We start from the raw sequence: 14324 nt of genomic DNA on the forward strand, positions 1-14324 counted from the left end.
AATTTCAAATACGGTCAGTATATCATAAAAACAGGCCTGTGGGCTGTGACGCGAACGGATTTCAGAATCTTTCATGATTTTGCGAAAGTGATTTTGTTGTTTGTACAAATACGCCGATCATATTATAATAATGATGATTTGGATAAGGAGACAACAATGTGGAGGCACCGTCATTGAGTGAATTAGAGCAAGGCCGTAACCTAAGCCCGCGCGGTCCGATTGGACTGATGAGCAGGGTCTACAAGTACGTGCTGCCCGAAGTTAGGTCATCGCTTAACCTCTGGCGCCAAGATGCACAAGGGATTCCCGATCCCGAGCTCCGGAAGCAAGCGCTTGCCAGCATTGAAACGAAACAGTTTCACTGCGAAGGCGGCGGTATTTATGCTGCTGGCAATCTATCGATGAGACATATACTTATTCCGCTTATTGTTGCTTACCAGACGATCAGTGATTATCTCGACAACCTGTGTGACCGCAGCACCTCGCTTGATCCCGCCGATTTCCGGCTGCTGCATCAATCCATGCTGGATGCCATTCATCCGGATGCCGAGCCTGTTAATTATTATGCGCTTCGCAGTGAGCAGAATGACGGCGGATATTTGAACAAGCTGGTCCGCACATGCCAGGAGATGATTAGACAGCTGCCTGGATATGCGGCCGCTGCACCCGAGATCCATCAGCTCGCTGTGCTGTACACAGACTTGCAGGTGTACAAGCATATCCGCCCCGAACTCAGGGAATCTACTCTGAAGGAATGGTGGGAGCAAGAAGGACATCGTGCTCCACAGCTGCTCTGGAATGAATTCGCAGCGGCCACCGGCTCTACGCTGGGTGTGTTTATGCTGTTCCTGTCTTCCTGCGATCCCGGGCTGAGCGAAGCTTCTGCAGCTTCGATTCGTGCTGCCTATTTCCCGAATGTATGCGGGCTGCACATCATGCTGGATTACCTGATTGATCAGGACGAGGACCGGGCCGGTGGAGATCTCAATTTCTGCAATTATTATGACAGCACTGAAATTATGCTGAACCGGATAGCTTCCATCGTTGAGGGAGCGCGTGCAGATGTCAGGAAGCTACCTGAGAATTCGATGCACGTAATGGTCATTGAAGGCCTGCTGGCACTTTATTTATCCGATCCGAAAGTCAGCGAACAGCGGGAGGTTCGCTCCGTATCTAAACGCTTAATGAGGGGAAGTCCGCTTACCAGACTGTTCTTCTTCGCCAACAGCCGCTGGATACGCAAGCATTTGTACTAGCAATGCTGTGAAGCTTCATACTGAATGAGGGTGAAGCTTTCGCACAATCTTAAGGAGGAACAAGCCGTATGACAAAAGTTAAAAAAATCGCAGTATTGACAAGTGGAGGAGACTCGCAGGGGATGAACGCTGCCGTTCGGGCAGTTGTTCGCAGCGCGCTTTTCTACGGCATTGAGGTCTATGGAATTCAACGCGGATATCAGGGTCTGCTGAACCGCGACATCTTCCCGATGGATCTGCGCAGTGTAGGCGATATCATTCAGCGCGGAGGCACCATTCTGCAGTCCGCGCGCTGTCTGGAGTTCCTGAAGCCCGAAGGTCAGCAAAAGGGTGCGGACATTCTGAACGAGATGGGTATCGACGGTCTTGTGGTTATCGGTGGAGACGGATCCTATAAAGGTGCCAATAAACTCAGCAAACTGGGTATCAATACGATGGCACTGCCTGGAACCATCGACAACGATATTTCCTTCACCGACTACACCATTGGCTTCGATACGGCAGTGGGCGTGGTGGTTGACGCAATCAACAAGCTGCGTGACACTATGTCTTCCCATGAACGTTCTTCCATCGTGGAAGTTATGGGACGTCACTGCGGCGATATCGCTCTGCATGCTGGACTGGCTTCCGGTGCGGAGACCATTCTGGTACCGGAAATGCCTTATGATCTGAATGAAGTGGCTGACCGCATGCGCGATAATTTTGCCAGAGGCAAACGCCACAGTATTGTAATTGTTGCTGAAGGCGTAGGCAAGGGCGAAGATGTGGCACAGGCACTCAAAGACCGCCATGCTTCCCTGGATGCGCGGGTAACAGTGCTTGGACATATTCAGCGCGGTGGAACACCGACTCCGGGCGACCGCAACCTGGCCAGCCGGTTGGGTGACTTCGCAGTCCGCAAGCTGATCGAAGGCGAATCGGACAAAGCCTGTGGAATCATCAAGGGTGAGCTGACCTTGACCGATATTGATATCGTTGTGAAGACCAAGAAGGATTTTGATCTGAATCTGTACGAGCTGGCTTCCCGCTTGTCACAATAGAGCACAGATCATATTTCTTCTATAGAAATTCTAATATTTACTTCTAACAAGCCCCTGCAGCAGCAGCAGGGGCTTGTTTTTGGTTGAAATATAAGTATTGCAGGATGCACGCTATAAAAGATCCTTCTATTTCTTGCAGAGACGGTGCAGTCTATGGCTCCAGGGGGAAAACTGCATTGACAATATACCCCCACCCGTATATTATATACCCTATGGGGTATAAGGAGGAGTTAATATGAGCAGAAAAAGCAGGAAAGTGGTTATAATTGGCGGTGTAGCCGGAGGGGCTTCCGCCGCCGCAAGATTGCGCAGACTGAATGAAGATGATGAGATTATTATGTTTGAGCGCGGGGAGCATGTGTCTTTTGCCAACTGTGGTTTGCCATATTATATTGGCGGAGCCATTGATTCTAGGGAGAAGCTGTTTGTACAGACCCCGAAGGGGATAAGGGATCGATTCAATATTGATGTGAGAGTATTTATGGAGGTTACAGAGATCAATCGCGAGCTTAAGCAGGTCAAGTTCCGTAATACATTAAACGGGGAAGAAGGCCGGCAGTCATACGATATTCTGATCCTGTCTCCCGGTGCCAGACCTGTTATGCCCGATATACGGGGTCTTGCAGAAGCGGACAACCTGTTTACATTAAGGAATATTCCCGATACCGATAAGATCAAGGCTTACGTGGATGATCAAAATCCAGAACATGCGACGGTTATAGGTGCAGGTTTCATTGGGCTTGAGATGGCTGAGAATCTGCGCGAGCGCGGAATGGCTGTCACGATCATTGACCGCGGTTCACAGCTGCTGGGTCCGCTGGACCCGGAAATGGCTAAGCCCGTGGAGCAGCATATGAAGCAGCATGGCGTGAAGATTAGACTAAATGAAGATGTGAAGGCATGCAGAGGCAAGGGGAAGCTGCTCGATTTATCATCTGGCGAAACGATTAGAACAGACCTGATTATCATGGCTATAGGTGTCATTCCTGAGAATGAACTAGCCCGCGACAGCGGACTTGAACTGGGCTTCCGGGGAGCGATCCGGGTGAACGAAGCCCTGCAGACCAGTGATCCCAGCATTTATGCGGTGGGAGACGCCATTGAGGTGAAGGACCGGATTCAGGGTTTCGCCACGATGGTATCCCTGGCCTGGGGGGCTAACCGTCAGGGGCGGCTGGCAGCCGATCACATCAATGGCAGGGAGGTTAGTTATGATGGAGCGCTCGGGACAGCGATCATTAAGACGTTCGGGCTGACTTCGGCCGCCACAGGCAACAATGAGAAGACGCTGGTCCGGCTGGGAGTTCCCTATGAAGTCATTCATATTCATCCCAATTCACATGCGGGTTATTATCCTGGAGGTGCGCCGATCTCGATCAAGCTGTTGTTTCATCCGCAGAACGGCACCATTTATGGGGCTCAGGCTGTTGGACCCGATGGAGTGGACAAAAGAATTGACGTACTCGCAACCGCCATTCGGGCTGGTCTGAGCGTTCAGGAGCTTGCTGATCTGGAATTGGCCTATGCACCTCCCTATTCCTCTGCCAAGGACCCGGTTAATATGGCAGGGTATGTAGCCTCTAATGTAATAGACGGCAGCGTACGCACCATACAGTGGCATGAGGTGGATGCATTCGTGGAGAATGGCGGCGTTCTGATTGATGTCAGAGACGCAATCGAGCGGCAGGCCGGCTTCATCCCCGGTTCGCTCCATATTCCGCTTGCCGAGCTGAGAACTCGGCTGAGTGAAATTCCACAGCAGCATGAGATCGCAGTATCCTGCCAGGTCGGATTAAGAGGGTATATCGCCGCCCGTATGCTGACTCAGAAAGGGTATGAGGTGAAGAATCTGGATGGAGGCTACAAGACCTACGCAGTAATGAAGCGAGAGAATGGCGGCAACGGGAGAATGAGTCTGCATCCAGAGCAGCCAGCATCATCACAACAGCCGCCGGATACAGTCGAGACTTCACCAGTCCCATCGGCAGATCACAGTCTTATCGTGCTGGATGCTTGCGGATTGCAGTGTCCGGGACCTATACTCAAAGTATATGAAGCGGTTCAAGGCATGGATACGGGGGACAGGCTTCAAATCTCCGCAACCGATTTTGGTTTCGCTATGGATATTGAACAGTGGTGCCTGAAAACTGGGAATGTTCTGGAATCGCTGGATGTCACCGGTGGCAAGGTACAGGCTGTGCTCAGTAAGGGAGGTGGGGATCAAGCCATTTCCACGCATCCGTCTGCTGTTAAAGAGGGGGCGACTCTTATTGTGTTCAGCGGAGATCTGGACAAGGCCATTGCTTCTTTTATCCTCGCCTCCGGCGCGGCGGCGATGGGCAAGCAGGTGACCATGTTCTTCACCTTCTGGGGGCTTAACCTTCTGCGCAAGGATGAGGGGCCTCGCATTAAGAAAAGAGGGATCGACCGGATGTTCGGCCTGATGCTGCCGCGCAGCACGAAACAGCTGCCGCTCTCCAAACTGAATATGGCTGGTATCGGGCCGAAGATGATCCGCCGCGTGATGCAGCGCAAAAATGTAGAGTCACTGGAGCAACTGATGTCTGCGGCACAGCAGGCTGGTGTCACGATGATTGCTTGCACCATGAGTATGGATATTATGGGCATTAAGGCGGAAGAGCTGAGAGCTGGAGTCAATTTTGGCGGAGTGGCCAGTTATATGGGGGCTGCTGAAGATGCCGGTGTCAATCTGTTTATCTAAAGGGTGGTGAACAAAAGTGGAGTATGACAAAGGGATCAAAAACAGACTGAAACGGATTGAAGGGCAGGTACGAGGGGTACTGGCTATGCTTGAGGAGGGCAAGGATTGCCGCGAGATTGTTACTCAGCTCACAGCCATCCGCACTGCCGTGGACCGCACGGTGGGAACTGTCATCGGAGCCAATCTCGAACACTGCATAGAGGAGGAGATGGAGAAAGGTAATTCTCCGCATCAGGTGATCAGTGAAGCGGTAGAACTGCTCGTCAAGAGCCGTTAAGCCATAACCCAAAGAGCAGCTGCGAAGTACACCCGCAGCTGCTCTTTTTTCATAAATTGAAATTACTATCCATGTCTATGCTTCCCGTAGAGCTTGTGCGGCGGCAGCGAATTTGCGCTGAACCTTGATCAGTCGGGCCATCAGCAGCACGGCTCCAATGGCAAGGCCGGTAATCAGGCCAATCCAGTACCCGTATGCACCCAGGTCTGTATAAGTAGCCAGGACATAACCTGTAGGCAGCCCTATAACCCAGAAAGCTATAAAACAGATAATAAAGGCCGGATTCACGTCCTTGTAGCCGCGCAGCACACCTTGCGTAGGGGTGGCGATAGCATCGGAGATCTGGAAGAAGATAGCATAAATCAGGAAATGCTGAATCAGTGCGATTACTTCCGGTTCTTCCGAATACAATCCGGCCACATGATTGCCGGCGAACAGCAGCACAAGTGCAGTGGCCAGCGAGAGAATGGCAGCCAGCCCGATTCCCATGATGCCGTAGGTTCGTGCATCCTTTTGCCGGCCTGATCCGGTTTCGTAGCCTACCAGAATAGTCAGACTTATGCAGATGCTGAGCGGAATCATATACAGTGTTGAGGCGAAGTTGAGCGCAGCCTGGTGCGCCGCGATGGTCATTGTATCGAAGCTGCTCATCAGCAGCGTGACGGCTGAGAAGACGGCCTTTCGAAGAAGATCGAGAATCCGATCGGCAGACCGATAGTCAGCAGCTCCTTGAAGCTGCGCAGCGAAATGGCATAATAGTTGCGGAATAGCTGCAGTCCTTTGAACGGCTCGGCGCGGTAGACAAACACGAGGGCAATAGCAAAGATTACCCAATAGGTGATTGCCGAAGCTATACCTGCGCCAACACCTCCCATACGAGGGAACCCGAAGTTTCCGAAGATCAGCAGGTAGTTCAGCCCAACGTTCACAGGTAGAGCCATCAGGGTGATCAGCATGGAGATTCGGGTCTGGCCGAGCGCGTCAATACAGCTGCGAAGTACAGTATACCCGAAGAGCGGCACAATGCCGAAAGCGATGGCGCACAGAAAACGGAAGGCGATGTCTCTGACCGCAGGCTCCAGGTCCATAAAGTTAAGGATCGGTTTAAGGGCGGCGAAGCCGGCCAGCAGCACCAGCAGTGACACCAGCAGAGAGAGCCATATCCCTTGAGTGACCTGGTAGGCGACCTCCTTGTTTTTTTTGCTGCCCAGCAGCTGTGAGACGATAGGAGTAATCCCCATCAGTATACCGCTGAGTCCCGTCTGTACCGGAATCCAGAGGCTGGTGCCAATGGCTACTCCGGCCAGATCGGCTGTGCCGAATTTGCCGGACATGTTGGTATCGAAGAAGGTGATGGCGGACAAGGAGATTTGAGTCACCAGAATCGGAAAAAGAATCTGCAGAAATTGAATCATTTTTTGCTTGAAGGTAAATGTCTGAATCATGTAAATGTCCCTCTTATCTATGGAATTCTAATTATGTATAGTTGAGACTCCGACTCAGCAAAAGACCCGGCAGTCAGCCGGGCCTTGATGCTTACGTCAGGCTTGCTTTATAAAGGATAAGGGCTAGAGACCTTACTTCTCGTAATCCACACCGGAGGTATAACGGTTGTTGGCGTTCCAGAGCAGGTATTCATCCACATTCTGATCCTTCAGTGCACGGATCTGTTCTTCAACCTGCTTCTTGCCGTATTTGATATAATGGCCACTGCCCAGCCAACTGGCTGTGAAGTCCTGAATCCAAGGGCGGATAACCGGTTTATAACTGCCGAGCGGGCCAAGCTTCTTGTGCGTATCGACCATGGAGCCTTTGATTGTGGCATAAGGATCAAGATCCGGCTCCTTCACATCAAACCAGCCAGTGGAGTAATGACTCGGATAAACCATTGGACTAATAACGTCGACGTTCTTGGAGATCTTCACGAAATCCTGTCCGATGCCTTCAGCCGCAGGAACGGAAGCGGCATAGCCGAAGATATCAACGGAGATGCGCACACCGAGAGGTTCAAGCTCTGCTTTGGCATATTTGACGAAGTCGGCGATAATTTCGACCCTTGGTCTGTCACTTTTGGTGTATTTCAGGGTTTCCGCACGTTTCTCAAACCCTTCAGGGAAACGGACATAGTCGAACTGGATTTCCTTGAAGCCCAGCCTGGCCGCTTCCTTGGCAATAGCGACGTTGTATTTCCAGACGTCTTCATTATATGGATTCACGAAGCTGTCTCCGCCCTTGTTGGCCCAAACTGAGCCGTCCTTGTTCACAAAGGACATTTCGGGATTTTTTTGGGCAAGAATGGAATCCTTGAACACTACAATGCGTGCAATTGGATATACCTCATGTTTCTTGAGCCGCTCCATCAGCTTGTTGATGTCTCCGATGAACGGTTGAGGTTTGCCGAGCTTCTGTAGTTCGGTATTCTCCGTCTTATAGGTGATGTAGCCGGTGTCGTCTTTGATGTCAATAACCATCGAGTTGAGCTCCGACTTGTCCAGCAGGTCAAGCAGCTGTTCCATCCGTGCGCCGCCCGCACTGTAGGCAGTGACATAAATACCCTTAACCTTGGGCGCATCCGGTTGTGGGTCCGTGTGGATGGCGCTGTCAGGTGCTGCTGTTCCCGGAGCCGCAGTCGCGCCCGGAACAGGTGATGCTGAGGCGCCGTTGCCTCCCGAATTGTTGCTGTGTTGTGCAATGACGGGTGGTTTGAGTGCGGATTGAATGGCTGTGTTCATATCCGCATCATGATGGTTTGGCTGTACGCCGACGCCCCCCAAGGTCATCATTAGTAGTGCCCAGGTGATGTTCATTTTTTATTCTCTCCCTTTATGTACATTCCCTTAAATTATACAGGGACGGCTGCTTCCATAAAAGACAGATCTGTAATAATCTCGCCTTAAAATGGGCCGCATAAAAAACCGCTCTTGTTGTTTATAAACGGGATGCATGGATTTAAAACGGATTATGAAAAAGTAAATGCCGCCCGGATTCGGCGTATGACCGAATCCTTGGCGGCAACTATTGAAGTCTTGCACCTGGCAACTTGCTTATTGAAGATACGCAGAATCCTGATGCTCGCAAATGCTGTAATGGATGATATCCATCGCATCCGCCGGTTCCAGAATACTTAACCCGTCACGCAGAACGATTACAAAATTCAGTTCGTCCTGCTTGAGAAACGGCATCATATCAGGATACCACCTCATGACGATTGCTGACAGTTTTACCGTTTCCATTTCCACAAAAATCACCCTTTCCTTTTTCAAATGTGCTGAATAGAATTCAGAGATCATCAGAAAGCGAAATATCCTGGAAAAAAGAGGGGTAATGCTAATCTTTATGAAATTGTTAAGGGTCTGCGTGATTCTAATATATCATAATTTTTAGGCAAGTGCATTTTTTCATGAATCATCTTTTGCGGAAAGATCCCATCACACCGACCGTTTCCACTATATTAACAAACGCTTGCGGATCGCTTGTTTTGATGATCCGCCTCAGCTCGGCAAGCTCGTAGCGGGTGGTTACTGTCATTAACATGTCCCTTTCAACATGAGAATAAGCGCCTTCGGTTTTTATTTTTGTGATTCCACGCTGAAGGCCTAGCAACTTCTCCAAAAGGATGTCGGTTTGGTTAGTTACAATATATACAGTAACCTTAATGTGGCTGATATGGATCATATCGACTACCTTGCCGCTCACATAAATGGAAATCATGGAGGCTAGCGCCAGATTCCAGTTGTCGTCGAAATAAGCGGCCGCAAGGATAACGAGCCCGTTTAGGGCAACGAGCACTGTGCCGACCGGGAAATCGCGGTATCGTGTGATAATGGAGCCGATAATATCGAAGCCGCCCGAGGATCCGCCAACCCGGAAGGATATGCCGCTGCCAATTCCAACCAGCACGCCGCCGAATACCGCTGCCAGCAGCATATCCGTGGACACCGCCGGCACAGGGACCAGCGTCATCATCCACGTTGTGGCTGCAACGGACAGCATGCTCAAAATAATGAATCTCCGTCCTAGCTGGAACCATCCTGCCACAAGCAGCGGAATGTTGAACAGCAGGTAGAGCAAACTAATACTAAGGGGGGTGAAGTAGCCCACTAACATGGACACCCCCGATACCCCGCCGCTAAGCAGCCGATGCGGGATGAGAAAAAGATTAAAGCCGCTCGCAATCATTACTGAACCCAAAATGACCACGAGATATTTCCAAAATTGTCTGAACAAGCAAATTCACCCCTGGGTTGTAATGTTAGATGTTTAATGTAAGTAATGAAAGAAAGGAATACACTGGTATTCCTCTTTAGGTTTGTGATATAATGTATAGGATATTCTTGAGTAGATCGTTACAATGGTACTTTTGCATTGCTTTGGAATGTAAAGCTACAATTGCTTGGGCACAGTTGAACGTGCCTGAGAATAGGACATTTTACCGGTCCAAATACGCGCTAAACCATGCAGAGAATCCTGAATGATTGGACAGCCTATAAATGTGTTTACCGCTACTTAAGAATACAGACAAGCATGTGGAAAGTCCACTGTATAAAAGGAGCACGAATAATTTGAAAACATTCGCAGAATTTGGTTTGGAGCCTAAGGTGTTGCAGGCGATTTTAGAACTGGGATTTGAGGAAGCAACACCCATCCAGGAGCAATCCTTGCCTTTCGCACTGGCCGGATCGGACCTTATTGGCCAGGCACAGACAGGTACAGGCAAAACTGCCGCTTTTGGTATTCCCCTCATCTCCAAGATTGACCGTGAGGACGAGAAGATCCTTGCACTAATCATGACCCCAACCCGTGAGCTTGCTATTCAGGTAGCTGAAGAAATCGGCAAGCTGGCCCGCTTCAAAGGCCTTCGTTCACTCGCTATCTACGGTGGACAGGATATTGGCCGCCAGATCCGCGGTTTGAAGAAGAAACCGCAGATTATCATTGGTACCCCTGGACGTCTGCTTGACCACATCAACCGCAAGACCATCCGTCTGGATGATGTACAGACCGTTGTTCTGGATGAAGCGGATGAAATGCTGGACATGGGCTTCATGGAAGATATCACTTCCATCCTGAAGCTGGTTCCGGAAGAACGTCAAACCATGCTGTTCTCGGCAACCATGCCTTCGAACATTCAGCGTCTGGCACAGCAATTCCTGAAGAACCCTCAGCATGTATCGGTTATTCCTAAGCAAATCAGTGCACCGTTGATCGATCAGGCTTATGTGGAAGTTCCTGAACGTCAGAAGTTTGAAGCGCTCAGCCGTCTGATTGATATGGAGTCCCCTGATCTGGCGATCGTCTTTGGCCGCACCAAGCGCCGGGTAGATGAATTGGCTGAAGCTCTGCAGAAGCGCGGCTATTCAGCTGATGGCCTGCATGGTGACCTGTCCCAGAATCAGCGTGATGCGGTTATGCGCAAGTTCCGCGATGGCAGCATTGATGTGCTGGTTGCCACTGACGTTGCAGCACGTGGTTTGGACGTTTCGGGTGTCACCCATGTAATCAACTTTGACCTTCCGCAGGATCCAGAGAGTTATGTTCACCGTATCGGCCGTACCGGCCGCGCTGGCAAGGAAGGTACAGCCTGGTCTTTCGTGACTCCGCGCGAAATCGATCATATGCACCTGATTGAACGGGTTACCCGTTCCAAGATTACCCGCAAACCGCTGCCAACCATGGCGGAAGCTATTGAAGGCAAGCAACGCATCACTGCAGAACGTGTGCTTGGCATGGTTGAAAGTGATGAATTGAACGAATACAAAGGTATGGCTATTCAATTGCTGGAGCAATACGACTCCGTGCAGCTGCTCTCCGCAGCGATGAAGTTGCTTACCGGCGACAAGAAAGATTCCCAGATCGAATTGACTCCGGAAGATCCAATCCGTGCAAAGCGCCGCGGCGGCAAGAACGATATTCGCAGCGGACGCAAGCCTAGCGGCAGCTATGGCGCCAATCGCAGTGGTTCCGGCAGCTCCGGCGGCTACAAGGGCAACCGCGATAGCAGCACTGGCGGCGGCTACAAAGGCAATCGTGACAGCAGCACCGGCGGCGGAAGCCGTGGCGGCTACAGCTCGAATTACGGCGGTGGGAGCGGAAGTGGCGGCTATGGCGGTGGCTACAAAGGCAACCGTGATAGCGCATCTACCGGTGGCAGTGCTGACCGCAAGCCCGCTGCACGTCCAAGCAGCAGCACCAGCACACGTCCAGCTAAACGTGAAGACTACGATATCTAGAATGTAGGGCATGGCCCTTCGCTGAGGGGCCTTGCAATCAAAGAAGACGAGATTCCGTCAATCGGAATCTCGTCTTTTTACGTGCTATGTGGTTGCAGAAGGGTTGGATTAGACGAAAGTACGTGTAATGATCACGAGCAGAATAAAGAGCACAAGAATGGTCCCGGTGGAAGTCCAGACGTTGCAGTAAACAGGTGCGGACATAGGATAACCTCCTTTGAAATGGTGATTGAAGTGGTTACGTAGCTAATATATGGTTAAACGGAGAAGTCTGCATAGACAATGACCCAAAACTCTCAAACTTGGGCGCTGGAAAAGAACGGGTCAATAAAGTATAGTTAAGATACGCAGTATGCGCGAGACAGACAGGAGGAAGGGAATTGGAGTTTAAGGGAGCAATGGGCGGTTTATACCGCATCACGGAGTGGATTTCAAGGATCGCTTTCAGCAATATTTTGTGGGCGCTTTGTTCGGTTCCGTTTTTGTTTATGGCAGTGATGAAGATCATTATGGTGGCTTCAAACCAGGGGGGCCCCAATGAGCAGATTACGTTGAACTGGGCAATGGGCATTCTGGCACCGTTTACCGTTTTTCCGGCTACAGCCGCGTTGTTTACGGTTGTGCGCAAATGGGTGATGGGCAATACCGATTTAAGCACGTTCCGCACTTTTTTTCAGGGGTATAAAGAGAATTATCTCAAAAGCATGCTGGGTGGAGTGATCTACACGCTGCTGTTTGTCGTTATGTACGTCGATGTGACGGTCTACATGACTCAAATGGCCAATTTCAGAATTGTAGGTATTCTGATGCTGGTGCTGATGATTATTTTGTTTGTGTCGATGTTTAATTTCTTCTCCATCATCGTTCACTATCAGATGACCTTCAAAGAAGTGGTGACGAATTCCATTCTGCTGACCATAGCGCGCCCGATTCGTGTATTTTCTTCACTGCTTGGGGCAGGCCTGCTGGCCTATATTGGCCTCAGATATCCGGCATTGTATTTCATTTGCATCCCTACACTGATAGCGATGCTTGCCTTCTTTAATTTCTATGCGACTTACAATAAGCTGCAGCTGCAAGTAGAGAAGAAACGTCTGCAGGAAGAGCAGGCGGCTGAAGAAGCTGCGCTTCAGAAGGAAGACGGTTTAGAGGACGACACCGATGAACAGGATATGAAACGGATTTAGCCAAGAGACGACGGAAAATTAACTCAGTGTAAAATTAAAGCGCATACAGGTTTACTTTTTCGTTAAAACGCAATATAATAATAACAAATCCTGCGATGTACGTTACGACTGCTCGTTGTTTTGAACCAATGACATTGTCTCGGGAGATCTATATGGAGCGCGGCTGAACAGCCCTGTCTATACGACTTGGGGAATTCAAAAACGTAACCTGCGGTCACCCACCTGCTCTAGCAGGTTCAGAAGACACTGCAGCCGGACGGCATAGGCGGGTTTTCCATTCTTCAACTCGAGGCATTCTGTTCTCCGTGAATTCGGGAACAAGATGCCTTTTTCATTGCTGAAAGGGACAGATTTAGTGAGCTATACTCTTTTGTTCCGCGGGTAAGAGTGTTACACTTAGAATAATGAACTTGGGATTTGTAGAGGGGGAAGAATTTTGTCGTTGAAAAGAACCTTGGTTGGCTTATTTCGCAGTCATGATGGAACGAGCGACCGTGCAAAAGATCCGGCATTAAAGACACGTTATTACAATCTTTCCAGAGACAAGGCGTGGGAGGAAGTATCGGCAACACTCAAGAAAATTCCCGGCTTCAAGGTGCTGCATGAGGTGCAGTCGGTCGGGGAGATTACCTTGGAGAAAAGAACGGCTTTTGGCCGTACGCTAGACATTACCGTCTCAGTGCTGAACACCACGCCGGTGCGCTGTGCCGTCGATCTGTACTCTGCTTCCAGAGGTTCGCTTGGTGACTTGGGGGCTAATTACCGCGTCATTCAGCGTTTATACGATTCGCTCGACAAGAAGCTGGGGAAATACAAGGCAGACTGATTCCGGAGAAATTGCTTACGCTACTGTTTAAGGATTGTATGCGTTTCCTCCGATGTGGTAGCTCAGGAGAACCTTGTTGAATTTATCATAAACAAAAGCGGAAGAAGGATGACCTTCTACCGCTTTTTTTCAAAATATAAGAAAGTTCATGTTACCTTACAGAAGGTTCTTCACTGCTGCAATGGCTGCCTCGTAATCAGGATGCTCAGCCATTTCGCTTAAGTATTCTACATAGGCCAGCTTGTCATGCTTGTCCACTACAAAAATCGAACGCATATCCAGGCGGAATTCCTTAATCAGGACCCCGTAGGCTGTTCCGAAAGAGGCGTTCTTATAGTCGGATAGGGTAATTACACTGTCGATTCCGGCAGCGCCACACCAGCGTGCCTGGGCAAAAGGCAAATCCATGCTGATGGTGAGAATCACAACTTCCTCGCCCAGACCGGCTGCTTCGCTGTTGAATCTGCGTGTCTGTGCATCGCATACCCCGGTATCGAGGGAAGGGACAACGCTGATCAGTTTTATTTTGCCGGCATAATCCTGGAGTGACACTTCTTCAAGCAAATTCTTGTTCAGAGTGAAATCCGGTGCGGCATCACCTGCGGCCAGCTTGGGTCCCACGAGTGTAATCGGGTTGCCCTTGAAAGTCGCTACGCCAGTTCGTTCTTGTGTCATGTCGTTGTTTCCTCCTCAGATATGAATATTGGATTGTTGCTGCCACAATAAATTATAATCGTTTTAGGAGTGCAATGTCGAGCCGGGCAAATTACATCAAAGGATGGATGA

12 protein-coding genes, 1 other RNA gene and 1 pseudogene are annotated in these 14324 nt (G+C 50.1%); 8 read left to right on the forward strand and 6 right to left on the reverse strand.

Translation table 11 applies throughout. The features are described 5' to 3' along the window. Positions 1–173: 173 nt before the first annotated feature. The 4 genes from B9T62_RS07365 to B9T62_RS07380 all read left to right on the forward strand — a co-directional run bounded on the left by B9T62_RS07365 (position 174) and on the right by B9T62_RS07380 (position 5295). Positions 174–1256, forward strand: a complete 1083-nt coding sequence (locus B9T62_RS07365) for a tetraprenyl-beta-curcumene synthase family protein (RefSeq protein ID WP_087914666.1) — start codon at positions 174–176, stop codon at positions 1254–1256. Between the two features lie 68 nt (positions 1257–1324). Next, positions 1325–2296 (forward strand): 6-phosphofructokinase, encoded by a 972-nt coding sequence (gene pfkA, locus B9T62_RS07370; protein WP_087914667.1) that lies wholly within the window; start codon positions 1325–1327, stop codon positions 2294–2296. A 235-nt stretch (positions 2297–2531) separates the two neighbouring features. Next, positions 2532–5018, forward strand: coding sequence for a CoA-disulfide reductase (locus tag B9T62_RS07375; RefSeq protein ID WP_087914668.1), 2487 nt, complete (start codon positions 2532–2534; stop codon positions 5016–5018). A 16-nt stretch (positions 5019–5034) separates the two neighbouring features. Next, positions 5035–5295, forward strand: a complete 261-nt coding sequence (locus B9T62_RS07380) for a metal-sensitive transcriptional regulator (RefSeq protein WP_087914669.1) — start codon at positions 5035–5037, stop codon at positions 5293–5295. A 75-nt stretch (positions 5296–5370) separates the two neighbouring features. On the opposite strand, the pseudogene B9T62_RS07385 reads toward B9T62_RS07380, so the two are convergent. From B9T62_RS07385 to B9T62_RS07400, 4 genes and pseudogenes are all read right to left on the reverse strand, one after another. Next, positions 5371–6740 (reverse strand): annotated as a pseudogene (locus B9T62_RS07385) (MATE family efflux transporter). A gap of 132 nt (positions 6741–6872) precedes the next feature. Then, on the reverse strand, positions 6873–8102 hold the full coding sequence (locus B9T62_RS07390) for a putative glycoside hydrolase (RefSeq protein WP_087914670.1): 1230 nt from the start codon (positions 8100–8102) through the stop codon (positions 6873–6875). A 237-nt stretch (positions 8103–8339) separates the two neighbouring features. After that, positions 8340–8528 (reverse strand): hypothetical protein, encoded by a 189-nt coding sequence (locus B9T62_RS07395; RefSeq protein WP_087920175.1) that lies wholly within the window; start codon positions 8526–8528, stop codon positions 8340–8342. Positions 8529–8700: 172 nt separating this feature from the next. Beyond that, on the reverse strand, positions 8701–9522 hold the full coding sequence (locus B9T62_RS07400) for a YitT family protein (protein WP_087914671.1): 822 nt from the start codon (positions 9520–9522) through the stop codon (positions 8701–8703). A 335-nt stretch (positions 9523–9857) separates the two neighbouring features. Here B9T62_RS07400 and cshA point away from each other — a divergent pair, with 335 nt between their 5' ends. Further along, the gene (gene cshA / locus B9T62_RS07405; RefSeq protein ID WP_087914672.1) at positions 9858–11525 is read left to right on the forward strand and encodes a degradosome RNA helicase CshA; all 1668 of its coding nucleotides are present in this window, start codon (positions 9858–9860) and stop codon (positions 11523–11525) included. Positions 11526–11633: 108 nt separating this feature from the next. On the opposite strand, the gene B9T62_RS07410 is transcribed toward cshA, so the two are convergent. Continuing rightward, the gene (locus B9T62_RS07410; RefSeq protein ID WP_087914673.1) at positions 11634–11729 is read right to left on the reverse strand and encodes a dihydroorotate dehydrogenase; all 96 of its coding nucleotides are present in this window, start codon (positions 11727–11729) and stop codon (positions 11634–11636) included. Between the two features lie 176 nt (positions 11730–11905). Here B9T62_RS07410 and B9T62_RS07415 point away from each other — a divergent pair, with 176 nt between their 5' ends. From B9T62_RS07415 to B9T62_RS07425, 3 genes are all read left to right on the forward strand, one after another. Continuing rightward, positions 11906–12712, forward strand: a complete 807-nt coding sequence (locus tag B9T62_RS07415) for a YesL family protein (RefSeq protein ID WP_087914674.1) — start codon at positions 11906–11908, stop codon at positions 12710–12712. A gap of 84 nt (positions 12713–12796) precedes the next feature. Then, positions 12797–12988, forward strand: a non-coding RNA gene (gene ssrS / locus B9T62_RS07420) — 6S RNA. A 160-nt stretch (positions 12989–13148) separates the two neighbouring features. Continuing rightward, positions 13149–13538: a DUF1499 domain-containing protein gene (locus B9T62_RS07425; RefSeq protein ID WP_087914675.1), complete on the forward strand. Its 390-nt coding sequence runs from the start codon at positions 13149–13151 to the stop codon at positions 13536–13538. A gap of 156 nt (positions 13539–13694) precedes the next feature. On the opposite strand, the gene tpx is transcribed toward B9T62_RS07425, so the two are convergent. Then, the gene (gene tpx / locus B9T62_RS07430) at positions 13695–14213 is read right to left on the reverse strand and encodes a thiol peroxidase (protein ID WP_087914676.1); all 519 of its coding nucleotides are present in this window, start codon (positions 14211–14213) and stop codon (positions 13695–13697) included. Positions 14214–14324: the final 111 nt, after the last annotated feature.

The organism is Paenibacillus donghaensis, from assembly GCF_002192415.1.
Classification (GTDB): Bacteria; Bacillota; Bacilli; order Paenibacillales; family Paenibacillaceae; genus Paenibacillus_AQ; species Paenibacillus_AQ donghaensis.